The 25,151-nt window shown below is 71.5% G+C and carries 12 protein-coding genes and 1 pseudogene; 8 read left to right on the top strand and 5 right to left on the bottom strand.

The genetic code is table 11. The annotated features are described in order from the left end of the window. Positions 1–148: 148 nt before the first annotated feature. Complete coding sequence (locus ACZ3ZE_RS12935) at positions 149–4,444, top strand: ricin-type beta-trefoil lectin domain protein (RefSeq protein ID WP_467258965.1); 4,296 nt, start codon at positions 149–151, stop codon at positions 4,442–4,444. Positions 4,445–4,516: 72 nt separating this feature from the next. On the opposite strand, the gene ACZ3ZE_RS12930 is transcribed toward ACZ3ZE_RS12935, so the two are convergent. Together ACZ3ZE_RS12930 and ACZ3ZE_RS12925 are read right to left on the bottom strand one after the other, a co-directional pair. Further along, positions 4,517–5,134 carry a hypothetical protein gene (locus tag ACZ3ZE_RS12930; RefSeq protein ID WP_467258962.1) on the bottom strand — a complete coding sequence of 206 codons (618 nt, stop codon included), beginning with the start codon at positions 5,132–5,134 and terminating at the stop codon, positions 4,517–4,519. Positions 5,135–5,217: 83 nt separating this feature from the next. Beyond that, positions 5,218–12,456: a polymorphic toxin-type HINT domain-containing protein gene (locus ACZ3ZE_RS12925; RefSeq protein WP_467258959.1), complete on the bottom strand. Its 7,239-nt coding sequence runs from the start codon at positions 12,454–12,456 to the stop codon at positions 5,218–5,220. A 453-nt stretch (positions 12,457–12,909) separates the two neighbouring features. Here ACZ3ZE_RS12925 and ACZ3ZE_RS12920 point away from each other — a divergent pair, with 453 nt between their 5' ends. After that, positions 12,910–13,551, top strand: coding sequence for a DUF1326 domain-containing protein (locus ACZ3ZE_RS12920; RefSeq protein WP_361174294.1), 642 nt, complete (start codon positions 12,910–12,912; stop codon positions 13,549–13,551). Between the two features lie 323 nt (positions 13,552–13,874). After that, the gene (locus ACZ3ZE_RS12915) at positions 13,875–15,284 is read left to right on the top strand and encodes an erythromycin esterase family protein (RefSeq protein ID WP_467258956.1); all 1,410 of its coding nucleotides are present in this window, start codon (positions 13,875–13,877) and stop codon (positions 15,282–15,284) included. On the opposite strand, the gene ACZ3ZE_RS12910 is transcribed toward ACZ3ZE_RS12915, so the two are convergent. Together ACZ3ZE_RS12910 and ACZ3ZE_RS12905 are read right to left on the bottom strand one after the other, a co-directional pair. Continuing rightward, entirely contained in the window at positions 15,277–15,663 is a 387-nt protein-coding gene (locus ACZ3ZE_RS12910; RefSeq protein WP_467258953.1) for a hypothetical protein, read from the bottom strand. The two genes, ACZ3ZE_RS12915 and ACZ3ZE_RS12910, sit on opposite strands and share 8 nt — an antisense overlap. A 442-nt stretch (positions 15,664–16,105) precedes the next feature. After that, entirely contained in the window at positions 16,106–19,561 is a 3,456-nt protein-coding gene (locus ACZ3ZE_RS12905) for a S8 family serine peptidase (protein WP_467258950.1), read from the bottom strand. A gap of 345 nt (positions 19,562–19,906) precedes the next feature. Here ACZ3ZE_RS12905 and ACZ3ZE_RS12900 point away from each other — a divergent pair, with 345 nt between their 5' ends. From ACZ3ZE_RS12900 to ACZ3ZE_RS12880, 5 genes and pseudogenes are all read left to right on the top strand, one after another. Then, positions 19,907–20,440: a SigE family RNA polymerase sigma factor gene (locus ACZ3ZE_RS12900; protein ID WP_361626525.1), complete on the top strand. Its 534-nt coding sequence runs from the start codon at positions 19,907–19,909 to the stop codon at positions 20,438–20,440. Then, the gene (locus tag ACZ3ZE_RS12895; RefSeq protein WP_442306213.1) at positions 20,437–21,255 is read left to right on the top strand and encodes a hypothetical protein; all 819 of its coding nucleotides are present in this window, start codon (positions 20,437–20,439) and stop codon (positions 21,253–21,255) included. The genes ACZ3ZE_RS12900 and ACZ3ZE_RS12895 overlap by 4 nt, the downstream gene beginning before the upstream one ends. A gap of 526 nt (positions 21,256–21,781) precedes the next feature. Beyond that, positions 21,782–21,982: a hypothetical protein gene (locus ACZ3ZE_RS12890; protein ID WP_363292793.1), complete on the top strand. Its 201-nt coding sequence runs from the start codon at positions 21,782–21,784 to the stop codon at positions 21,980–21,982. A 222-nt stretch (positions 21,983–22,204) separates the two neighbouring features. Continuing rightward, positions 22,205–22,786, top strand: coding sequence for a DUF6518 family protein (locus ACZ3ZE_RS12885; RefSeq protein ID WP_467258948.1), 582 nt, complete (start codon positions 22,205–22,207; stop codon positions 22,784–22,786). A gap of 397 nt (positions 22,787–23,183) precedes the next feature. Beyond that, positions 23,184–23,917 (top strand): annotated as a pseudogene (locus tag ACZ3ZE_RS12880) (IS5 family transposase); the annotation flags it as partial. 943 nt (positions 23,918–24,860) lie between these two features. Here ACZ3ZE_RS12880 and ACZ3ZE_RS12875 read toward each other — a convergent pair. Beyond that, complete coding sequence (locus tag ACZ3ZE_RS12875) at positions 24,861–25,142, bottom strand: DUF7336 domain-containing protein (protein ID WP_361174247.1); 282 nt, start codon at positions 25,140–25,142, stop codon at positions 24,861–24,863. Between the last annotated feature and the right edge of the window lie 9 nt (positions 25,143–25,151).

Raw genomic sequence — 25,151 nt, 5'->3', positions numbered from 1 at the left:
CTCCGTTCGTACCTCGCCAGTGACCAAACCGGACAAGGCCACCCACACCGTCGAGGTGGCTTGACCCCACCTGTCCGAGCCTGCATCGTTCCCGACCGTATGCCCGCCGTCAGACCGGCGGGCCCGTGTGAGGGGACACTCGAACCGCATGTCAGACATAGCCGCGAGACGCCGGACCAGCCGGCCGTCTCGCGTCCGTACGAAGGGTGTGGCCGGCCGGGGGGCGGTGGTGCTCGCCACCGCGCTCGCGCTCGGCATGGCCGCCGCGCCGCTCGCGGCGGCGGCAACGCCCGTCACCGCCGTCACCGCCGCCACCGGCCCTGCCGCCCACCCGGCCGCCGGGCAGCCGAAGGGCGCCACCGGCATCGACAAGGCCGTGCAGGACGCCCTGCGCAAGGCCAAGGAGACCGGCAAGCCCGTCACCGTGGACGCCCTGACCACGGAGTCGGCGGAGACGGTCGCCAGCCCCAACGGCCACCGGCTCATCACCAAGACCCACGCCCAGTCCGTACGGGTCAAGCGCGACGGCCACTGGCGCACCCTGGACCCGACGCTCGTCGCGGGCCCCGGGAACACGGTCGTCCCGCGGGAGACCGGCGCCCGTCTCGCGCTCTCCGGCGGCGGTACCGGCCCGCTGGCCACGATCACCACGCACGACGGCAAGCAGTTCGCCGTCACCGCGCCCTTCGCCCTGCCGAAGCCCGTGCTGAGCGGCGCCACCGCCACGTACGCCTCGGTGCTGCCCGACGTGGACCTGACGGTGACCGCGCTCGCCGACGGCGGCTGGCGCGAGGTCGTCGTCGTGAAGACGGCGAAGGCGGCGGCCGATCCGCGGATGAAGACGCTGCGCTTCCCGGTGCGCACCACCGGCCTGAACCTGTCCGCCGACCCCGCCGGAAACATCGTCCTCAAGGACGCCCGCGGCAAGGCCCGGCTGCACGCCCCCACCCCGTTCCAGTGGGACTCCAGCTACGCCGCCCCGACCTCGCGCTGGACGACCGCGAAGACCGCGAAGACCGCGGCGGGCCCGGCGAACGCGGCCGCGGCCGCTCCGCTGGCCGGTGTCCGCTCCTCGGCCGAGCAGCCGGGTGACGGAGCGAACGTCTCCACCATGAAGGTCCGGGCGAGCGCCGACGCGCTCGTCCTGACGCCCGATCCGAAGACCTTCGGCAAGGGCACCGGCCCCTGGTACCTGGACCCGACGATGAGCGCCCAGGCCAACCGCCAGGTCAACGCCCAGGTCCAGGAGAACCACCCGACGACGTCGAACGTCAACACGCTCTCCAGCCTGGGCGTGGGCTACTGCGGCTACTCGGACTGCACCGGATACGGCCGCTACCGCTCGTACTTCCAGCTCGGCATCCCGTCCCAGCTGTACGCCGACGGTTCGCACGGCACCGCCCAGATCGCGAGCGCCACGCTGAGCGCCTCCGTGGTCAGCTCCGCGGCCCCGGGCACCAACAAGGGCATCGCCCTGTGGAACACGCCGATGATCCCCGGCGGCGCCACCTGGAACAACCAGCCCTGCGGCACCGGCTACATGAACGGCTGCGACAAGGTCGGGACGCAGTGGATCACCGGCAACGGCACCATCTACTACGACGTCAAGTGGTGGGTGCAGCGGGCCGCCGACCAGAAGTGGTCGAACTGGACGGTCGGCTTCTCGGGTGAAGACGAGAACAACATGTACTACCGTCACCACCTGGGCGCCGACCCCGTCATCGCCATCGAGTACGACATCGCGCCGACCATCTGGTACCCGCGCACCACGCCGACGCCCGGCTTCGCCGACAGCGGCAGCTACAACGACTGCCAGACGCCCGGCGGCGGCTACGCCTGGTACAACCCGGGCTGGGTCGGCGCCAACCAGTACGTCAAGCTGAAGGTCAACACCTGGTCGCCGATCGGCTACAACCAGCTGTACACCAACTTCCACATCTGGGACGACAACGACTCCAACTGGAGTGTCCGGCAGGACGTCGGCCCGACCGGCAGCTACGGCGAGGTCGAGTACTGGGCCGGCACGTTCGCGGACGGCCACCAGTACGGCTGGACCGCCAACGTCAGGGACGGCTGGCTCTCCTCCGGTGACACCCCCTGGTGCTACTTCCGCGTCGACAAGACGCCGCCGGCGCTCACTGTCGGCTCCACCGACTTCCCGGCGAGCGGCACCGTCAACGTCGTACCGAAGCTGAAGATCAACGACACCGGCACGTTCCACGTGAACGTCACCGACCCGGCGCCGGGCAGCGGCCTGAACGCCTCCGGCCCCGCCTGCTTCCGCTGGACCACCGACCCCACCCCCGTCACCGGCTGGAAGTGCTCCGACCCGGGCGTGGTCCGGGGCTCGAGCGGCAACTTCTCGTTCACGCCGCGGATCTGGGGCACCAACATCCTCTTCGTCCAGGCGATGGACGTGGCCGGCAACTACAGCCAGCCCTTCCCCTACACCTTCTACGTGCCGTGGGACCCGGCCAAGGGTGCCGCCGTCCCCGGTGACCTCGACAAGGACGGCCGCGGCGACATCCTGAAGCCGGACACCGCGGGCAACCTGATGCACATGACGGCGGACAGCGATCCGACCATCGCGCAGGCCGCCCTGCTCGGTCTCGCCCCGCAGGGCACCACGTGGAACGACGTGCAGACCACGCACCGCGGCGCGCTGCGCTCCATGGGCGTCGACGACGTCCTCGCGCACACCATGGCCAACCCGGCGCTCAAGGGGAACCTCTACCTCTACCCCAACAAGGGTGACGGCACGTTCAACACCTACACGACCGTGGACAAGCCGACGACCTGGGCGGCACCGGACGGCACCCCGCTCGACGCGGCCCCGGCCGGATGGGTGCCGGACTGGTCCGAGGCGACGCAGATCCTCGCTCTCGGCGCGCCCAAGGCGACGCTGAACGACTTCGACGGCGATCTGGCGGCCGACCAGACGGCCGTGCTCGCGGTCGAGCGCGGCAACCTCTGGCTGTACCGCTCCAACAGCATCAACAGCCTCGACGCGGACGCCGTCCTGGTGTCCGGCACCGGGAACTGGGGCAGCTTCGAGCTCCTCAACCCCGGTTCGGCGAGCGGCAAGGCCCAGCCGACGCTGTGGACCCGCAGCCTGACCGACGGCACGCTCCGCTCGTACCCGATCGGCACCCGGGCCGACGGCCGGCTGGACCTGTCCGCGCTCGCCAACCCGACGGGTCCGGCCTCGTCCGTCATCGGCAGCGGCCTGACGACCACCGCCTTCCCGAAGGTCGGCACCGTCGGCGACGCCACCAAGGACGGCCTCGCCGACCTGTGGGCCGTCGCCGGCGGCAGCGAGAAGCTGATCTTCTGGCGCGGCAAGACCGCCACGGGCGCGGCGGCGGGCACCGTCACCGGCTTCGAGGCCCCGGCCGAGCTCGGTGACACCACCGCCCCCGTGGACCGCATGCGGCTCTCCTCGGGCACGTCCGGCAAGACGCCGGACGCGTACGGGAAGTTCCCGGGCACGGTCAAGGGCGGCGTCGCCTTCACCGCCGACACCGTCAACGGCGCCCCGGCGACGGTGGCGACGTTCAACGGCACGGACGGCGCGATCGAGTCCGACGGGCTGAAGGTCGACACGACCAAGTCCTTCTCGATCTCGCTGTGGACGAAGGCCAACGCGCTGACGGACGGCGTGGTCATCAGCCAGGACAACACCCAGGCCAGCGGATTCATGGTGTGGCCCGCCACCATGGGCAACGGCTACGTCAACTGGCACCTCGGCATGGCCACCGCGGACAACGGCGGCTGGCCGTACGACACCACGGACGTGCGCAGCAGCGCGGCGCGGGTCCAGGTCGGCGCCTGGACGAAGCTGACCATCAGCTACAACGCCACGACGGGCCAGATGTCGCTGTACGTCAACGACGCGCTCGCCTCGACCGGCGTCCACACCTCGAAGCTGGCGGCGGCCGGCTCGCTGGTCCTGGGCCGCTACAAGTACCAGGGCCGGGGGAGCAACTTCTACAACGGCTCGATTGCCGACGTCGTGGTCCACGACGAGGCGGTCGACCCGGCGAGCGTGGCCGGCCCGGTCGTCTCGGACATGGCCCAGGGCGTCTGCCTCGACGTCGACGGCGGCGTCTCGGCCGACGGCCGCGCGGTCCAGGTGTGGGGCTGCAACGGCTCGCCCGCACAGGCCTGGAAGGCCGCCGGCGACGGCAGCCTCCAGATCCTGGGCCGCTGCCTCGAAGTCGGCGGCAACGGCCCCTGGGGCAACGGCACCCAGGTCCAGCTGTGGACCTGCAACGGCGGCGCCAACCAGAAGTGGTTCATGCGCCCGGACGGCTCGATCTACCACCCGGGCTCGGGGCGCTGTCTGGACCTGCCGGGCGGGGCGACGGCCAATGGGACGCGACCGCAGCTGTACGACTGCAACCAGACGCGGGCGCAGAGGTGGCACACGGTTCCGGTGACGTGACCGGGTCCGTGAACCCCTGAGAAGAGAGTGAAGGCCGGTGTCCCTTGAGGGGCACCGGCCTTCACGCGTTCCTCACACGTCCTGCGCCGTCACGTGCGCAAGCCAGCGTTCGGCCCACCGGCGCTGCTCGGGCTCCAGCCAGTCGAAGTCGACGGCGATACGGCGGGCGTGGTCGCGGAGTTCCGTGAGGCGGACGGGATGCGAGACGGTGGTCGCGCCGATGCCGTCCTGCCAGTAGCCCCCGTCCATCAGGACGTCTGCGCCGAGCGACATCATGACGAAGGCGGGGTTGTTCGCTCCCGCACCCAGGATCCCGTTCTCGCAGCCCGCACCCGCGATGTCCCACTCGTCAGCGAGCGCCACCCGTACCCAGCGCCAGGACTCGAGCTCGGTGTCGCCGGAGGCGTCCTGCACGACGTCGACACCGACCAGGAACTCGATGCGTCCGTCGGCCCCCGCGGAGAACAGTCCGCTGTCGCGGGCCAGCCGTTCCCACTCCTGGTTGAAACGGGTCCCCAGGTCCTTCTCGCCGTGTGCGAGAAGGAATCCTTGCCGACCGCTCTCCGGGCCGAGGCTGCCCATGAAGGAAGCCACGAGCACGGGGGGCAGGTCGACTCGCGTCTCCATGACCCCGCGAACGGCGAACCCGGCGGCGGACAGCCTGTCCACCGCCTCTTGGGCCAGGTTCATTCCACATCCCTTCTGGTCGAACAGGCGGGCGGGCCGTCCTGTGGACGGCCCGCCCTTTCACTTTCTCATGTCACGTGCGCAGGTCAGATGCGACGTGCGTAATGGAAGAGCGTCGGCAGACCGTAGTTGTGCACTCCGTTCTTGAGCGGGAACCAGGCGATCTCACCAGTGTTCAGATTCCGCATGACGCGGATCTGGTTGTTCGCCGGCATACCGATGTTGGTTCCGTCGTAGATGGGTGAGCCTCTCCAGCTGCCCCAGCCGCGGGCGTTCGACGAGTTCTGGAAGAAGTCCGGCCCGTTGCTGTTGACTCGCTGCACGGCACTCGGGTTGTTGGCGACCTCCCGGGCGAGCCTTTCGTGGTTGCGGGTCAGGAGCTCGTAGTTCTCGAAGTGCTCGTGCCACTCGTCACTACGGGCCTTGACCGAGCCCTCGCTGTACGGGTCGTCCGCGAACGCCGGGTTTTCCGCCGTCTTGCCGTCACCGAGGTTGTCCCGGGTCGGGCCGCAGTTGTGGACCAGGAGCGGGGTCACTCCCGCCAGCACGTAGTAGGTGTGCAGGCGGTCGACCGTGAGGTCGTACGTGACCACGGACTGGTGGTAGTTGCGGACGCGAGTGACCGTGATCAGTGTGCCGTCGGCCGTGCGCAGCTGGTGCCCGGTGGCCAGCTCGCTCGCCTCGGTCCAGCGGTGCGCCGTGGCGTCCCAGAAGGGATGGTGCCACGTCGTCGTCAGCTTGCTCGCCGTGCCGCCGGCGGAGGTCACGACGAGGTCGGTGAACTCCTTGTCGTCGGGAGTAGTGATGAGCCGCTCGACCGTCTCCGCGCGGGTCACGCCCGTCTGCGGGTCGGTGGCGAGGACCCGGTCGCCCTCCTTGACCTGCTGGATCGGCTTGCTGGTGCCGTCGGCGAGCTGGACCGGCGTGCCGGCCGGGAAGCTGTGCGGACCGCCGATGGGGCAGGAGCCTGCTTCGTCGGCCGATTTGGCCGCGTCGTCGGCCGCCTTCTTCTCGGCCGCGACTGCCGCGTCCTCGGCGGCCGCCGCCTCGTCGGCGGTCTTGCGTGCCGCGACCATGGCGTTCTCCGCCTCGCGGGCGATCTTCTGAGCGCCGCGGAAGGCGTCGTACGCCTTCTCGCCCTCCTTCCAGAGCTTGAACGCCCTGATGCCTACCTTCACCGCCTTGAAGACCTTCGACCAGGGGACGAAGTTCAGGGCGGTGTTGATGCAGCCCATGACGTCGCCCTTGGTGAAGCAGTCGCGCGCGTCGTTGAAGCCGATCAGGTCGCCGACGACGTCGACGATCTTGCTCATCAGCTCTTCGCGTTCCTGCTTCGCCTTGGCGAGGGCCTCGTCGGCGGCCTGCTTCTGGCGCAGTGCCTCGGCAGCGGCGGCCTGCTTGGCGGCGTTGTCGTTCTTGGCCTGCTGGGTTGACGGGGTGGTACCGGTGTCGGTGGGGCTGCCACCGCCGCCCCCGCCGCCCTCCTGCTGCTCGAAGTAGCGCTGCCAGGCGGCGCCGCTCATGCACCGGCCGCTTCCGTCGTCAGCGGGAATGCACGTGCCGCTCGCGTCCGACTTGTCGATCGGGTTGTTGTCGGCGTACGCGTAGCCGTTCCAGGACTGCGGGTCGCCCTCGCTGAAGACCGGATCGACCGACAGGAAGCGGCCTGTGACCGGGTCGTACTGCCGGGCCCCCAGTGTGGTGAAGCCGGTGTCCTCCAGGGTGCCGCCGACGAAGCCGCGGCTGCCCGCCCAGACGCCGGTGCCCGGCTGGGTGCCGCGCGCGTTGCCGAAGGGGTCGCTGGGGCGGCGGGCCGTAGCGAGGGTGCCGGCCTCGAACTGGACGCCGTTGGTGCCGTGCGGGTCACCTGCCTGGTAGTACAGCTTGCCCGTGCCGGCCTTGGTGACGCGGGTGATGGACAGGCCGCCGGGCGCCGGATAGGTCCGGGTATCGGACAGCGCGCCGGTCGCCGTGTCAAGGGTGACCTCGTCGGCGCCGATGTACAGCGTGGTCTTGCCCGGGGAGCGCCGGATCAGCTGGCTGCCGGAGGCGTCGTAGAGGTAGCTGGTAGTGCCCTTGCCGGCGGTGTCCTCGACGGACTCCAGTCGGCCTTCGCCGTTCCAGTTGATCTTCTTGGTGCCGGACGTGTCGGTGACGGCCGTGGTGTTGCCCGAGGCGTCGTACTGGTACGTCGCCGTCTTCACGTCCGTGCCGACGGTCGTCTTCGACGTGGTCAGAGCGTGCGGACCGCCGGTACCGCCGCCCGTGTTCGGTGCGGTGGTCGAGGTGTTGGGACCGGTGGCGAAGGTCTGGTCGACCGTCTGGTCCTTGGCCGTCGCGCCGGTGGGGTCGTGCCGGACCAGCTTGGTGCGGTTGCCGGTCAGGTCGTACCCGTACGACTGCCAGTACGGCGACGGGCCGCCGATCCGCCCGGCGGCGTCGGCCGCCGTCGGCTCGGTCGGGTTGGCGCAGCCGCCGATGCCCGAGACCGACGGGGCGGGCGCCGTGCTGGTGCCGCCGTTGTCGGTCCAGGCGGCGCTGAGCCGGCCCAGGTAGTCGTACGTGAAGCACTGCGTGTCGACGCTGGTGCCGTCCTGCACGTTGCGGGCCGAGGTGAGCGAGCCCGCCTTGTTGTAGGTGTACGTCGTGAAGTCGACGTGGTTGCCCGCGAGCTGGCTGTCCAGAGTCGACTGCGTGACCCGGCCGGTGCCGGCGTCGTACAGCTGGGTGGAGACCACCTGGGAGCCGTACGGACCCACCGTCGTGCGCGTGGGCCGCCCGAACGCGTCGTACTGCACATCGGTGACCAGGGCGGACTTGCCGCTGGAGCCGATGAAGTTGCCGTCGACGTCGTAGGAGTTGGTCAGCCGCTCGGCGGTCATGCCGCCGGCGGCGGGCAGGGTCGTGGTCTTCGGCAGTCCGAGGACCGGGGTGTACGTCATCGACGAGTTGTACGTGCCTGCGAGGGCGCCCTCACCGGCCGGGATCGTCACCGACGCGCCGGTGGGGCGGTAGCCGATGTCGTAGCCGGTGACCGTCGACTTGTACGCCTGACCGTTCACGAAGCGGGTGGCCGAGTCCGGCTTGCCCTTCGCCTTGGCGTCGTACGTCCACTCGAGGGCCTTCTTCGCCGGGTCGGTGGTGTCCGTCCCGTCGTACGCGGCGGTCTGCCGCCCGAGCAGGTCGTACGTCTGGCTGACCGACTTCCCACGCGCGTCCGTGGCGGTGGTGAGCCGGCCGCCCGCATCGTACGTACTGCGCGTCTCGCCCGAGTCCGGGTCGGAGCTGCTGGTCACCTGACCGAGCACGTTGTAGGTGTAGCGCCACTCGTGGCCGGAGGAATCCTTGCGGAGCACCACGTGGCCGGAGTTGTCGTAGGAGGTGGTAGTGGCGTCATACGCGCCGGTCGGCGTGTTCGCCCTGTACTGCCTGACCTCCGTCGTCCGCCCCAGCGCGTCCGCGATCGACGAGCTCGCGAACCCGCCCGGCGGCGGCGTCACGTCGATCCGATCCGCGCCCGCGTACGTCGTCGTCGACCGCCACTGCTCCTGCCCGTACGACACGAACTTGCTGACCGTCACCCGGCCCAGTGCGTCGTACTCGTTCCAGGTCTGCGCCGGAATCTGCGAGTCCTGCGGCACGAAGACGACCGAGGTCGGACCCGAGTCGTTGTTGAAGTACGACGGGGTCGTCTGGACCTGGCGGCCCTGGGTGTCGAAGATCGCGTCCGAGATCAGCCGGCCGACGGAGCCGAACGGCGGCTGCGCCTGGGTCTGCCGCACTCGGCCGAAGCCGTCGTGGATCTGGATGCTGGTGCCGTAGCTGCCGTCTTCACGCAGGTTCTGCGTGGTGATGGCGGCCGGGCCGTCGCGGTCGACCTTCAGGTCGTAGGCGAACTTCTGGTTCGGGCTCTGCGTGGCCTTGTCGCGGCCGGGCTTCCACACCGCGACCAGGCGGCCGAGGGAGTCGTACTCCTCGTCCGTGAAGCGCCCGTTCTCGTCCACCGCGCGGGTCGGCAGGCCGCGGCCCGGGTCCATCGTGGTGGTGGACGTCCAGCCGAGCGGGTTGGTGACCGCCACGGAGGTCGGCAGCGCGCCCTCGGCCGGCGTGTACGCCGTCGTGGTCGTCGCGCCGTCCGGGTGCGTGGCGTCCTTGGTGTTCGGGTCGGTCGTGGAGACCTGGCGGCCGTACTTGTCGAAGGCGGCCTTCGCCGTGACCCGGTAGTTCGCCGAACCGTCCGCGTTGTACGAGCTCAGCACCTCCGAGGAGGTCTGCAACGCGCGGTCGCCGACCGTGCCGAGCGGCTGGTTGTCGAACAGGTTGCGGGTGTCCGCGATGGTGTTGGCCGCGTTCGGCGTGGCGCCGCACGGTCCGGCCAGCGTCAGGACGCGGTACGGGAGCTCGATCAGCAGCGGGTTGGCGCCGGAGGCGTAGGACGTCTCGGTGCACTGGCGCTGTTCGGGCTTGGTGACGTCACCGTAGACGTCGACCTTCAGCACGCGCGCGGCGTGCGCCGGGTCAATGTCGTAGGTGACCTCGCGCTTCGTCTCGCGCCAGGTGCCGTCGGCGAGCCGGGCCCGCTCCCGGACCTGGGCGGTGTTGACGAAGCGGGCGGTGACCTTCGGCAGCCCGGTCACGGACGGCGTGTGGGTGGAGGTGACGTCGGAGCGCCACGGGGTGCTCAGCTCGCCGCTGAGGACCTTGGCGCCGGGCGCGACCGACTCGAAGGTCTGGGTCTCGCGGACGAAGCCCGCGTACTCCTCCTCGTCGGTGATGGTGCCGCCCCAGGTGTCGGTCACCTGGCCGCCCATGCCGCGCAGGAAGGTGGCGACGGACTTGCTCTTGGGGCCGTCGGTGCCGTTGCCGGTGGTCGTGGTGACCGTAGCGTAGCCGCGGAAGTTGTCGTACGTCCGGGCGTCGTCGTCGGCGAACTCGGAGTCGTTGCGGTGCCAGGCGGCGCCGCCGCCGTACTCGTACTCGGTGACCCGGGCGACACCGGAGGTGACGCGGGACTCCTGGGTGATCGAGCCGACCAGGTACTTGTTGAACCAGTCGAGTTCAGGCTTGGCGTTGGTCGGCGAGCCCGGCTTGACCCACTTGACCGGCATGCAGGCCATGGTGTTGGTCTCGGGCGCGGCGGGCATGGTGCCGGCCTTGCGCGAGCACTCCTCCGGCTTGTAGCCGACGTTGATGCGGCCGCCGGTCTCGGTGACGATCTCCGTCATGCGCGGACGGTTGAACCGCGAGGCGGTGACGGTGACCTCGTCGACCCGGTTGGGCTTCTGCATGCCCGTGAAGGTGACCGGGGGCAGGTCGAGCGCGCTCAGTCCGTTGGAGCCGGTGCGCTTGATCGACTGGAGCCACATGGTGGGGCTCTGGGTGGCGTCGTCGGGGTACGACCAGCCGTGGGTGAGCGTCCAGGTGTCGACGGTGCGGTAGCCGGTGCCGACGAGGGCGTCGGCCTTCACCTCGGCGAGCCGCTTGGAGGTCCAGAAGGTGGGACCGTAGACGGTGCAGGTGCCGCCGCTCGCGCAGCTCTGGTCGAGCGGCGTGTCCTTCCAGCGGCTCTGGTTGGCGAGGGTGCGGTCCGCCGGCTCGCAGCCGGTCGTCTCGAAGCAGCGCTCCAGGGCCTTGAAGGTCATCACGACGGCGGGCTTGAGTCCGCCCTTCGCGGCGATCTGCTCGGGCAGGCGCTGGCCGTAGGAGACCGTGCGGGGCTGGGAGGCGCGCTGGTACTTGGTGCGCGCGCCGGTGCCGTTGTTCTGGCCGCCGCCACGGGCGTACCAGTTGTCCTCCTGGTCGTACGTGTAGTTGATCAGGTTGCCGTGGAGGTCGACGATGTAGTCGAGGTTCCACTGCCAGCCCATCTGACACCACGAGGCGAGTCCGGTGGAGGAGCTGTTGCAGGGGTCGCCGGCCTTCGGGTGGTACACCGGGACGGTGTTGACCGAGTTCGAGGCCGGATCGCTGCCGTCACCGCCGGGCAGGTGGTTGGCGCCGAAGTAGTACTCGGTGCCCTCGGTCGTGGTGACCTTGAAGCCCTCGCCGTTCCAGGCGCCGTTGTTCAGGCCGGTGAGCGGGGTGATCTTCGTGCCGTCGTCGCCCTGGAGGCGCAGCACACCGGTGGCGTCGTCCTTGACGACCTGACCGGAGTGGCCGGCCAGGTTGAGGCTGAGGGTCTGGCCCGCCCAGCACTCGTCGCCGGACATGTCGATGCCGGCCTTCAGACACGGCTTGTACTGCCGCGAGATGAAGCCCGGGGTGTAGGCCCAGCCCTCACCGGCCCAGGGAGCCTGCGAGTTGGACGCGGCGGTCATGCCGTCGACGGTGGAGGAGTCGTAGCCGAGCATGACGCTGGGCGCGGCTCCGCCGATCGCGGTCGGCATGGAGAAGGTGTAGCTGTACGTGAAGTTGCCGGCGTTCGATCCCGCGCTCCACGACATGGAGGGCGAGAGCGGGGTGGCCGCGAACGAGCCGCCCGAACCGGACGCGGCCGGCTCGGCGGCGAGCACCATGGCGCCGGACGCCTGCGACACGGCGAAGGAGCGCTGGGCGCCGCTCGCCGTGCTCGTCTCCGTGGTGCCCGTCGCGGGCAGGGTGACGTCGGCGGTCAGCTTCCCGGTGAGCGGATCCAGGGTGGACGGGACCGGCGTACGGGTACGACAGCCGGCCTTCGCGGGGGTGGTCAGCGCGCAGGCGGGCATCCGCACGAGGCGGGCGCGGTCGCGCCAGGCACCGGTGCCCTGCAGCGTGGTGACGTCGAGTTCGACGCGGACGGCGCGCCCGGTCTCGACCGCGGGCGAGGCGCCGCGCACGGTGATCAGGTTGCCGAACGCGCCGGCGGCCTTGGCCGTGGCCGCGTCGCTGACGGTGACGCTGACGGAGGCGGCGCCGGCGTCCGCGGTGACGCTGCCGGCAGCGCTGCCGGCGACCTTCTTCGCGCCCTGCGCGGACCTGGCGGACTTGGCGGACGCGACGGACTTGGCCGGCTTCGCGGCGCCGAGGTCGGCTACGGAGACTGGCAGGCGACCGGCGCGTATCGCGGCGGCCTTGCGGCCCGCGCCTGGCGCGTGCGGCAGGGTGATGGTGGCCGTACCGGTCGGCACCGGCTTGCGGGCGGGGCGCCAGCGGCCGGCGCCGGGGGCGGGGGAGGCGGAGGCGCCGAGCTCGCCGGAGTCCGTCGCGCCTTCGACGGACTTCGTCTGGGTCAGCTTCGTGTTCGGCGGCGTCCACACCTTGGGGTGGGGCCCGCGGTCGGCCTGCGCCTCGGGGACCGTCACCAGGGACAGCAGGACCGCGAGCACCGCGGTCAGGACCACTGACACCGATCTACGTCTGTGTCTGGACCACGTCGGTGGCTGGGCATACCACGCCCTCATGTCAACTCCAGAGCTTTTAGGGCAGCACAAAACGACGCCCGGCCGGATCCGGCGGGGCGTCACCGCGCGGGAAATGCGACGCGGTCATCCGCACCCTAGGGATCAACACGCCTCCAACACCACGTTTCATCAGCGGATTTGATGGCCCCTTTACTTTGCTGAAAACGGTTGATCAAGGGATATCGCGGGAATCTACCGACTGGCCGCACCCTCCGGACGGTGGGTGCGGCCAGTCCCTGCTGGGTGGCGTCTCGGTTCGCCCAGATCGCGGCGCCCAGCTGCCCGGCGACAGGGAGCCGATCTGCCCAACGCCCCCGGCCGCCGTTCAGGGTGGCCGATTAGAAGCGAACGAATATATGGATTTGCATACCCCCTGGAGGTATGGGGGACGCATGGGTCATGGACAACATGAACTGGCATTTGCAAGGTGAGTGGTTCGATGTCTGCAGCTGCTCCCTGCCCTGCCCATGCACCTTCGCCCAGGCGCCCACGAACGGTGCCTGCCTGTTCACGCTCGTGTGGCAGGTCCACGAAGGGCACTTCGGGGACGTGCGGCTCGACGGCCTCGCGGTCGTGGCGCTGGGCGAGTTCACCGGCAACATGTGGGCGGAGGACACGGACGCGCGGATGAGCGTGATGTTCTACATCGACGCCACGGGGACCCCCGCCCAGCGCGACGCGCTGGAACAGATCTTCCGGGGCAACGTCGGCGGGTGGCCGGGCACCTTCGGCTCGCTGATCGGCGAGGTGCGCGAGGTGCGCCACGCCCCGATCACCTTCGACGCCGCCGAGGACCTGGAGTACTGGCGCGCGAGCGTGTCCGACCAGGTGAGCGTGGGCGCGAAGGCACTCACCGGCCCCACCGCCGACCCGGCTCGGCGCGTCCAGCTGATCAACGCTCCGGGAGCGGAGGTCGGGCCAGGGCAGGTGGCGACATGGGGCGTCGTGGAGGCGGACCGGGCCGAGGGGTTCGCCTTCTCCCGCCCGTACCGCGGCGGTTCGAGCAAACACTTCCCCTTCGACTGGCGGCCCGAAGCCTGAGCACTGCGGGGCGCGGGGCCAGAGCGGAGAGACCGCTCCCGCGCCCCGCGCTCTCCACTCCAGGTACCCGAGGGGACGCGTCACAGCACCTGTGACCACGGCCGATAGCTGCCCACGCGCGCCCCCGCTGTCCGCACCCTCCGCCCGCACCGACGGAGTACCGGCCGCCGCAACCCCCTGCACTCGGCAGGCAACCTCCTCGACACGTTCACGACGTGGCCAGGGTCCCCAGTCCCCGCCCGTTGACGGGTGTAGCTGGCACCCGGGCCGATCGGGGGCGCACTGGATGGTCCGGGAGTCCTCGTCCGGCGAGAGTTTGGGCCATGAACACGTACAAGGCCCTGATCGCCGCTCTTCTCGTTCCCCTCGGTGCCACCTTGGGCGTCGCCCCGGCCGCTTCCGCCGTCACCCTGCCCGCTCAAGTCGCCGCATCGGCCGCCGCTCCCGCCGTGTCCGTCAGCCCGGAGGAGGCCGCCGCCGCCGCGTTCCGCTCCCCTGAGGCGGCCCTGGGCCGGGTGGCCCACCCGCTGCGCACGACCGATCCCCGCGGTGGCCTGGCCGACCTCCGCCCGTTCGGCCGGATGGTCGGCGACGCTCGCGTGGTGGGCCTGGGCGAGGCCACCCACAGCTCGCACGAGTTCTTCACCGTCAAGCACCGGGTCTTCCGGTACCTGGTCGAGGAGAAGGGCTTCCGGGCCTTCGCCCTCGAAGCCCCGTGGAGCACCGGACTGCGGCTCGACGCCTACCTCCTGCGGGGTGAGGGTGACTTGAAGCAGATCATGGACGAGGAGTTCCAGGGAACGTACCGGTGGTGGAACAACGCCGAGTACCGCGATCTGCTCCAGTGGATGCGTGCGTACAACGTCGAGCATCCGAAGGACCCGGTCCGCTTCGTCGGCGACGACGGCGGGTTCGCCGGTGCCGGCCTGTACGACAAGGTAAGCGCCTACGCGGCCGAGGCCCGCCCCGAACTCACCCCTCGACTCACCGAGCTCTACCGGGGCCTGCGGCCCACCACTGACGCCGAGACGTATGTCAATGACTACCTGTCGAAGCCGATGGCCGAACGCAAGGAGCTCGCTGAGCGGGCCGGTCGGGCGGTGGACCTGCTCAAGCAGCGGCCCGGCACGGGCGCGGATGCCGAGGCTCATGCCTGGGCCGTCCAGCACGCCACCGCGATCCACCAGATGACCACCATGTTCGCCTTCGACTGGGACGACCCCCAGGCCATCCCCGACATCATGCTCTACCGCGACCGGATCATGGCGGAGAACGTCGCCTGGTGGCAGCAGCGGACCGGCGACAAGATCGTGCTCGCCGCCCACAACGGCCACATAGCCCTTCGGACCTACGTCCCGGGCGCCTATCCGAAGGTCCAGGGCGGCTTTCTTCGCGAGCGGTTGGGCGGCGACTACCTGAGCGTCGGCCTCACCTTCGACCGGGGCTCGTTCAACGCCTTCGGCCAGGACGGTGGCGTCCACCGCTTCACCGTCGGCTCGTCCGCGCCCGGCACCGCCGAGCACACCCTCGACCGGGTGCGGTACCGCGACTTCGTGGTGGACCTGCGGAATGCGCCGGCGGCGGCCCGCGCCTGGCTCGCCGCGCCGCGCACCGTCAAGAACATCGGAGCCACCTACCCCGGCATCGCGGACGCCCCGCAGATCCGGCTCGCGGAGTCGCACGACGTCGTGATCCACCTCCAGCGGGTGGAGGCGGCCCGTATGCTCAAGTAGCACGCGCCGCGCCGCGCGACGCGTGCTTGCCTACCCGCCCTACCGCTGCTCGCCGCCGCCGAGGTACCGCCGGAAGAAGGCGGCGATGTAGGCAGCACCGGCCTGGCGCTGAGCGCCCTCGGCCAGCTGGGGCGCTGCTCTTGGTGGCCGCGTCGGCGGCGAAGGTGAGCGCCTCACGGCCGACCTGCCCGTCGCAGGTGCCGCGGACCACGGCCAGCGGCGTCTTCGTGATCTCGTACGCGGTCATGTCCTCGGTCATGATGTTGTAGGCGGGGGCCAGTGCCAGCACCGCCCCGATCCTGACACCGGCGGGCAAGCGGTCCTTCTGCCGGTCGGCGGCCTGCCAGGTCTCGCCCGCGCCGTCGCGCGAGTGGCCCATGGTTGATCAGGTCGCCCCGTACGGAGGCGTTCTCGTCGTTCGCCAGCGCGGCGGCGTCGCGGGCTTCCTGCGCCGTGCGGTCGGCACAGGTCTCGTGCCAGCCGTGCGGCTGGACGACGAGCGGGCGCGGGGTGGTTCCGAGGGCCTTCGGGTAGGGGACGGTCGCGGCCATCTCCACCGGTTCCCCGGTCCCCGGTAGGCCTGGTCCCCCAGGTTGTACGTGACGGTGGCGACGTCCCCTGTAGAGACCTCCCGGGTCGGATGGACGGGGGTCGCGGCGGACGCCGGGGCCGCGCATCTTCTGGCGTGCGACCACGTCATGGACGGGTGCTGTCGGCCTAGACCTCCAGCTGAACGGCCCCGCCAAGATGGACATCGGGCTGTCGGCCCGGGACCGCCCTGCCGGTGGCCCGCGCATCACACGCGGGCCACCGGTGGAATGTCAGGGTGTCAGGCGGTAGGCGCGTAGCACGGTCTGCTCGGCGGTGGCGCCGTCGGCGGTGCGTGCGGTGGCCTTCAGCGAGACGAAGCCGGCGGCGCCCGGCGGCGGGGCGACGGTGACGCGGTAGCCGCCGTCGCCCGGAGCGACCGGGGCGTCGCGCCAGGTGGCGCCGTCGTCGAAGGAGACCCGCACACTCAGGCTCACCGTGGCCGAGGCCGGGGCGCCGCTCTGACGTTCGACGGTGGCGAGCAGGGTGTGCTGCCTGCGCGGCGCTTGGTTGTACGGGTCAACAGGCGCGGTGAAGCGGACGGTGTCGACCGGCAGCGCCGTGCTGCGGGTCCGGCCGCCGGGCCCGGGGGCGACCGCGGCCGAGCGGAACGTCCAGACCGCCTCGACGGTGCCGGACAGCGTCGCCCAGGGTTCGGCCCTCACGGCCTTGGCGGTCAGCCGGTAGGCGGCGTCGGAGGCCGGCACGGCGAAGCGTGCCTGCTCCCGGTCGCTGACGCCGACGCTCTGCCCGTCGCGTTCCAGTTCGAGGCGGACGGTGTCATCCAGCAGGTGCGGCCACGGCGAGCCGACGTGGCCGGCGGAGGCGTCGCTGAACAGCTGCGGGGCCAGGGTGAGATAGCCGTCGCTGGTGTGGGCCATGGTGGTCGCGCCGTTCTTGCCCGGGGCCAGGCCCGGGCCGATGACGGCGGCGTTCCAGCGTTCCGCGCAGGTCCCTCCGGCGGCGCAGCGCACCGTGCCGCTCTGGCTGATGGCGGTGCGGACCATGTCGCCGCCGGGGCCGGCGGTCTGACCGAAGGCCGTCTCGCGGAGCTGGTCCCGCACGGTGAAGTGCTCGGTGCGGGTGGCCGGCAGCGCGAAGGTGGGCTCGGCGATGCTGAGGCCGCCGAGGCCGGCGGCGGACGCGAAACTGCTGAAGTCGCCCGCGGTGCCCGGGCCCTGGGCGAAGTAGCGGGTGTTGAGCGTGGCGAGTTCGTCGGCTTCGACGGTCAGGGCCGGTTCGGGCAGCCGGCCGGTGGTGTGCACCAGCAGGTCGTAGCGGTCCGGCAGCCGGCCGTCGTGCGTGGCCGAGCCCTGCTGGAGGCTCTGCGTGACGAAGTCGAGACGGCCGGCGGTGGGCCGGGCGGTGGGGACGACGTACACGTTGCCGGGCAGGGTCAGGACGGTGATCGAGTCCGTGCAGTCGCCTTCGGCGGCGCTGCCGGAGGTGCGGTAACAGTAGCCCGCGGAGAGCGACCGGCCGGTGGTGGCGCGGCCGGGGACGGTGACGGTCAGCTGACGGCCCTCGCGGGCGTCGACGGCGAGGCGGGTGTCGGCGCGCAGCTCCAGCTCGGGCTGCAGGAACAGGGTCGAGGTGCGGCTGGCGGTGCCCGAGGCGGGGGTGACCAGCTGTCCGCCGAGGTTGTAGCGGCCTTCGGGCACGCGCGCGGTGGCGGTGCCGCCGGCGAACTCCAGCGGGTAGGCGTCGCGGGTGTCCAGGTTGACCAGGCTGATCATCGACCGGGTGTTCCAGGTGCCAGGCCCGACCGGCGCCCCGTTGCGGTCGACGGCCGTCACGGTGACGTCGTGCCGTACGGCCTCACGGGTGAGCGCGTAGGCGGTGGTGACGGCAGCTCCGCCGGGCCCGCTCGCGCGCACCCGCCCGGTCAGCGACGCCCCCGAGGGGACACGGGCCGGATCGAGGGTCACGGTGGCCGACGCCTTGGCGCCCGCGGGCACCGTCAGGTGGGCGGGGGAGACGGTGAACACGCCGGCCGCCGCGGTCGTCTCGACGGCCAGTTCCAGCGTGACGGGCGCCCCGCCGTCGTTGTGGTACTCGACCGTACGGGTGAGCGGCTCGCCGCCGGGCGGGCCCTCCAGCTGGATCCCGGTGCCCTCGGCGGTGGCGGACACCTCCTGCGAGGTGGCCCGGGCGAGGTCGACGCGCCCGGCGCCCTGCTCGTACGCGCCCTGGCCGGCGGCCGGTGCCGCGGAGGAGGTGAGCGCGGCCTTGAGCTGCGGGCCCTTCCACCGCGGGTGCTGCTGGGCGAGCAGGGCCGCGGCCCCGGCCACGTGCGGGGCCGCCATGGAGGTGCCTGAGATGGCCGTGTACCGGTCGCCGACCGGATCCTGCCCGTTCGTCCCGGCGGCCCGGGCGGCGACGATACCCACGCCCGGCGCGGTGAGGTCCGGCTTGACGGCCTGGTCGCCGACGCGCGGACCCCGGCTGGAGGTCGGGGCGAGTGAGCCGTCCCGGTCGACGGAGCCCACCGTCAGCGCGGCGTCGGCCGACCCGGGGGTGCCGACGGTGCCCGGGCGGCCGCTGTTGCCGGCGGCGGCGACGAACAGGGTGCCGTAGCGGGCGGAGAGCGTGTTGACGGCCTGGGCCATCGGGTCGGTGCCGTCGGTCGGGGCGCCGGTGAGGCTCATGTTGACGATCGGCGCCCGGGCCGCGGCCCATTCCATGCCCTGGAGCACCCAGGACTCCTGGCCGTTGCCCTCGTCGTTCAGCACCCTGCCGACCAGCAGCTCGGCGTCAGGGGCGACACCCTTGAACCGGCCGCCGGAGGCGGCCCCGGTGCCGGCGACGATCGAGGCGACATGGGTGCCGTGCCCGTCCGGGTCGGCGGTCACCGGCGCGTCGGCGGGCCCGGTGAAGTCGGAGGTCTCGCCGAGGGAGCCGGCCACGTCGGGATGGCCTCGGTCGATGCCGCTGTCGAGCACCGCGACCTTGACGCCCTTGCCGGTCCAGCCGGAGCTCCAGGCCTGCGGGGCGTTGATCTGGGCGGTCGAGCGGTCGAGCGCCGCGGTGACCTTGCCGTCCAGCCAGACCTTGTCCACGCCGCCCACGCTGCCCGTGCCGCCCGCGCTGCCTGCGCTGCCCGTGCCGCCCGTGCCGGCTGCGGCGAGCCCGGCGCCCGGCCGCGCGACCAGCCGCCACAGCTCGCCCGCCCGCGCCTTCGGGGCGCGCAGGGCCGCGCCGTGCACGCTCTCCAGCGTGCGTACGGCGGTGGCACCGGCCGGCGGCGCGGCCGCGGCCAGGCCCGGGCCACCGGCGTGCTCCGAGCCCAGGATCAGCGGCAGTTCGGAGGTGTGCGCGTCGTCGTAGCCCTGGGCGATCAGCCCGGCGATGTCGAACAGCCGGGGGTCCAGCCGCCCGGAGCGCAGCGGCTCGACCGCGTCCGAGGGGACGAGGACCGGCGAGCCGGGGGTGCCGGAGCGCTGGACGAAGGTCACGTCCTCGCGCCCCGGTCCGGGCCGCACGCCGGCCAGCGCCACCGAGCCGTCGACACCGACCCGGGCGGTGACCGTGTCGCCGGTGATCAGCGTGACCTGGACCGGCCGCCCGGGCGCCCGGCCGTCCGCTTCTGCCGCGGGCGCCGGCCCGTCCGCTTCCGCTGCGGGCGCCGGACCAGGGGCGGCCCAGCTGGCCGGGGCGGCCAGCGTCGCGACCAGCGCCGCGCCCAGCACGGCGGTCGGCCACCGCCGGGCAGTCCCTGGCGCTTGCCCACGCCTGCCGTACCTGTGGGTTCCTCGCACAGTTGTCCTCTCGTTGGGGCGGCCCGCGAATCCCGAGGCCGCTCACCGGTTCTGGCAAGGAATCGACGGAACGGAGGGCACGGGAGGATGTCATCCGCTGAGAAACGGAGAAACGGAGAAACGGAGAAACGGAGAAACCCGGACATCTCCCAGCCCCCTCGCGGCCGGTGGATCGTCTCGCCCCGCGAGACCGGCGAACTTTTTCCGCCGCCCGTGACATCCCGCCGCCGGGTGTGCTCCGTCGGAGTGGGCAGAGACGAACGGAGGGCACACCCTGTGCGTAGCGCAGACCTGGAGGAGTTCCGCGGCTTCGCCGAGGACCGGTTGCCGCACCTGCGGCGGACCGCGTACCTGATGTGCGGCGACTGGCATCACGCCGAGGACATCACGCAGACCGCACTGACCAAGCTGTACGCGGTGTGGGGCAGACGGCACCGGATAGCCAACGTGGAGGCCTACGCCCACCGCGTGCTGACCCGGACCTGCATCGACCACACCCGGCGGCGTTGGCGGCGGGAGGACCCGACACCCGCGCTGCCCGACCGGCCCGGCCCGGGCACCGACCCCTCGCTCGGCCTGCAGGTCCGCAGCGCGCTCGCCGCCCTGCCGCCACGTCAGCGGGCCGTGGTCGTCCTGCGGTACTGGGCCGACCTGGACATCGCGGACACCGCCAAGGCCCTCGGCTGCACCACCGGAACCGTCAAGAGCCACACCGCCCGCGCGCTCACCAAACTGCGCACCCTGCTCGGCGACACCGACCCGTTCGACGAACTGGCCACCGCCCCGACCCCCCTGAAGGAAATGCTGTGACACACCACGACGCCCTCGACCCGCGGGACGAACTGGGCACCCTCCTCGCGGCCGGCCTCGGCGCCGAACCGCCGCTGAGCCCCGGCACGGTCGACGCGGCGGTCGCGGCCGGACGCCGCCGCCGCGGCACCCGACTGGCCGTCCGCGCCGGCGCCTCGGTGGCCGCCACCGCCGCCCTGACCGCCCTGGTGGCAGCCGGGCTCCCCACCGCCGCCGACACCCCCGCCCCGGGCAACGCGGTCGCGGCCGCCGACCCGCTGACCGGCCCGCTCACCCTGGCCGGCTCCGCCGGCGCCACCCCCCAGCCGCTGCGCCCGGACTCCTTCGGCACCGGCAACGGCCGCGCCACCGAATGGACCAGCGACCACCTGGGAACCACCCTGGCCGGGCTGCTCCCGGCCGGCGGCAAGACGGTGCGCGCCGGCGACATCCCGGGCCGCACCTTCCGGGTCGCCTGGCAGTCCCCGGCCGGCGCGGTGGACTTCGTCGGCGGCGCCGACCGCACCGCCGACGCGCCGAAGGTCCCGCTCTGCGCCACCATCGCCCTGCCCAAGGTCTCCCCGCGCCCCGGCGTGCCCAGCCCGCAGGAGGTCGCCCCGCGGACCGACTGCCACCTGGTCGAGCTGCCCTCCGGCGCGCGCGGAGAAGCCGTGACACTGACCCTCCCGCAGAGCGGCCGCACCTCCCTGTACGTCCGCCTCCAGCGCGCCGACGGCCGGACGGTGACGCTCCAGCAGTGGGCCGACCAGCCGGCCGCGGGCCTGGACACGGCCGCCCTGCTGGCGATCGCCGACAACTCCGCCTGGCGCTTCTGACCCGCCACCTTCACCGGTGGGCGGCCCGGTACGGCCCGCCCACCGGCCTTGACCCGCCCTCGCCCCTGCAGGCGCGCGGCGAACCGGCGGCCATCCCGCCTTGCTCGTGAGGCGGGATGGGCCGGCAAAGGATCCCTTCAAGTCAAGGAAGTCGCTGCCGAGCCGGGCGACGACCGTGACGTCACTGAGTCGCCCGTTCCCGCAATGCGGCACGTCGCAGCCGCTGCCCGTCTTCACCGCCCCGATGCCCCGGCGGCACCGGCGGCAGAGTCCCGGCCCTGCCCCTGTGGAACACGCCCTCTTGGGAGCCGCTGCGGGACATGGTGGTGCGCTGCTTCGCCCCCGACCCGGCTCATCGGCCGTGGACGGAGCCCCCCTGTCAGGCGACTTGACAGGCCGCCTGAAGAACTGCAACCCGCCCCCCGCGAGATGGCCCAACTACCCGCCGACGCCGCTTACGAGGGAGTCAGCAGACTGACCGCGCACCTGGACAGCGGGCTCGAGGTGCTCGCGTACCTGCCAGCCCATGCCACCGCCGGTCCCGCCTACGAGGACGAATATCGACGGGGAGATCCGCGAGCGCCTGGCCCGGCAGGGGGCCGCCGTCGTGGTCGTTCCCTTCGACCCGCCCCTCGTGGGCGACCGCGCACTCCAGCTGGGCCGCCTCAAAGCCCGTACGGCCACGGCCCTCATCGACCTCGCCCGCGTGATCATGAACGAGGACTGACCCGCGGTCCGCTGTCCCGCATGGAACCCCCGCGCCCGGACGTGGCTCGAGGCGCTCTGCCCAGGGCCCGGCAGGCAGCGCCCTCGCTGCTCCGGGGCGGGCGCCGCTCGAGCGGGGTGTTCCGGACGGTACGAATTGGCAGGTCACGGGAACGCGCCGTTGGCGCTACGCATCCTTAAGACTGGACCAAGAGGTGTGAGCCATGCAGCCCTCGACAGAGAAGTGAGCACCACCATGAGCGCGTCGCCGGTCATCGCCTCAGTACCCGATACGCGCGGAAGAGCCTGGGCCTACGCAACGGCGTCGGCGTTCGCCGGAGGACTCCTTCTCGGTGTCCTGACCAATGTGGTTCAGGGCTGGCTTCCGGGTGCGTGGAACCAGATCGCCAACTCCGGTGCGGTCTGGTCCGTCGCCGCGTTCGTCGCGGGCGCGTTGCTGCCCCGGAAGGTCGGCTTGACTGCGGCCGCCGTCGCGGGTCTCTTGGCCGAGTCCGGTCTCGTCGTCGGCTACTACGGCTATGCGGAGGTCGCGCGCGACGGTGTGGGCTCCCTGTTCGCTCCTCTCATCTGGCTCGCCATGGCGTTCGTCGCCGGCCCCCTCTTCGGGGTGGCGGGCTTTGGATGGCGAGGCATCAGGCCGCGCCACCGGGTCACCCCTGCTCATGGGCCGCACAGGCGTGATCCGCGCATCACGTGGGAGACGTATCCGCGCATCACGTGGGAGACGTACGCGCACGTCATGCCGACGCGCCGGAGCGGCCGCGGAGCCTCATGGATGCCGTCTTCACCCGCCAGACCGAGCTGACCCTGTCCCTGGAGTTCGACGCGCTCGTCGCGGCTGCGTGAAGCCGCGGGGGGCCTGGCAGTCGCCGGACGCATCCGCTCCGTGCGTGAATGCTCTGCTTCAACGCCCGACGGTGTGGGCATGGTGCCCCCGCGCACCCTGCGGCCCGGAACTATGGTGTCCCGCCACATACGCCCCTGACCTGGCCATTCCTGCGGTGTGGCGACACGACAACGTCCCCGTCACCCCGCTCGGAGGTGGTGCACATGGCCGCCGCGACACACGCCCCCACGCTCTCTCGGTTCCCTCAAGCGCATCGTCGCCGCGTCCTTCATCGGCACCACCATCGAGTGGTATGACAACTCATCCGAGCAGCGCTAGACCGTGTCCGTAAAGTCGGTGGCTTGTTGCCCCGTTCGTGGTGCGTCGACATGAACTAACGGATGAGTCGTGGGCGTTGACCGCTCCGTTGCTGGCGCCGGGACGGATGGGTCGGCCTGTGCGGGACCGGCGCCAGGCCGTGAACGGGATTTTGTGGAAGCTGTCCACGGGTTCCGCCTGGCGTGACCTGCCGGAGCGTTACGGGCCGTGGAAGACGGTCTACGAACGCTTCCGGCACTGGTCCGCCGACGGCACCTGGGACCGCCTCCTGGCCCACGTCCAGCAGCATTCCGAGGCCGTCGGGACCGTGGACTGATCGATCGTCTGCGTGGACTCGACCACGGTCCGGGCCCCTCAGCACGCGGCCGGGGCCCGAAAAGGGGGACCTGGGAAGGCGAGGCGCTCGGCCGGTCGCGGGGCGGGCTGACCAGCAAGATCCACCTCGCCTGCGACGGCCACGGCCGGCCCCTCGCGTTCACGATCACGGGCGGGAACGTCAACGACTGCACCCAGTTCGAAGCGGTCATGGACCGGATCCGCATCGCGCGGCCGGGGCTGGGCAGGCCCCAGGCCCGGCCTGACCGTGTCGTCGCGGACAAGGGCTACTCGGCCCACAAGATCCGTGCCTACCTGCGACGACGCGGCATCGCCTGCACGAACCCGGAGCGGGTCGACCAGATCAATGGACGTATCCGCCGCGGCGAGATCCTCTGCCGCCTCGACAAGGCCGCCTACCGGCGGCGGAACGTCGTCGAACGCTGCTTCAGCCGGCCAAGCTCCACCTGTGCGCGGACGGCCGCTGCCGCCCGCTCTCTGATCGTCACGTCGGGACAGCGGGCGGAATGCGCGCAATTCGTCCCGGTGCTGGAGAAGATCCGCGTCCCGCGACTCGGTCCGGGTCGGCCCCGCAAGACGCCCGACAGCCTGGCCGCCAGCCGTCGCGACTCGCTATGACAAACGCGGCTACGTCTATCTGGGCACCGTCACCGCGGCAGCCCTCGTCATCTGGCTCCACGCCGGACCGCTCCTAGCATCCCCAGCGGCCGCCCCAGCCGGGCACTTGCCTGCCGCCGCGGCTCCCCATACCGGTACGGGGAGCGGAGCCGCGGCCTTGCGTCAGCCGGTACGAGGGGACGCCGACGCACGGCCACCACCCGCGCAGGCGAGCCCCGGCAGCCGCCCGCATGAAGGACACGACCAAGAGGAAGATGCTTACCGGCGCGGCCAGTGTCAGCCCCACAGCCCATCCCGGAAGCACCGAGTGCGGCTCCGCAACGGTGTCGATGAGCGCACCGCCCGCCGCGGCCAGGGAAGTGAGCACAAGTAGTGGCCGAAGCCCCAGAGAGACGCCGTGCGGTTGTCGCTGAGGTCGTAGTGCCCCAGGAACCCGAAGTCTGGCCACCACAGCAAGAACGCGAGCCCCGTGCACAAGACTGCCGGCAGCACCGGCGGCAATGAGCGTCCCTCGCCCCCGCCGCCTTGTTGTACGCCTCGGACGCCCCGAGCATCATCTCGCCCAGGGGCACTCGGGACAGCTCACGGCGCCGCTCTCCGTCGCCTTGATGGAGCCGCGCGCTGGGATGGCCCCGGACAGCGCGCCTACCTCCAGCACGACACTGGCTGCCCCCCCGCCTGCGCGGGGACGGTCCGCCGATCAGAACGGGCAAGGCGCCCCGAAGTTCCGCTATCGGGGCGCCTTGCTGATGAACCTACGTCAGTCCGTGACGTATCCCTCCGTCCACTCGTCCTTGTCGATTTCGAACTCCTCGACATAGAAGCAGTCGGGCTCGTCCCTAAACCCCGGGAGATCCCTGGCCTTCCGGACTCGGATTTCGGCCACTTCTCGGCTCGAATACGTGCCGAGGAGTTTCACGTCGTCTCCGGCTTCCTCATCCGCCCAGAAGTCTCCGGGTTCCGCGAAGTGGCGTGGTTCCGCGCCTTCCTCGTTACTGTGGTGGACGTGCCAGAGGAGGTAGACGCTTCCTTGGCCTGCCATGGCGATCAG

The organism is Streptomyces sp. NPDC023157, assembly GCF_055560575.1.
This window is presented reverse-complemented; position numbering and strand designations above follow the sequence as displayed.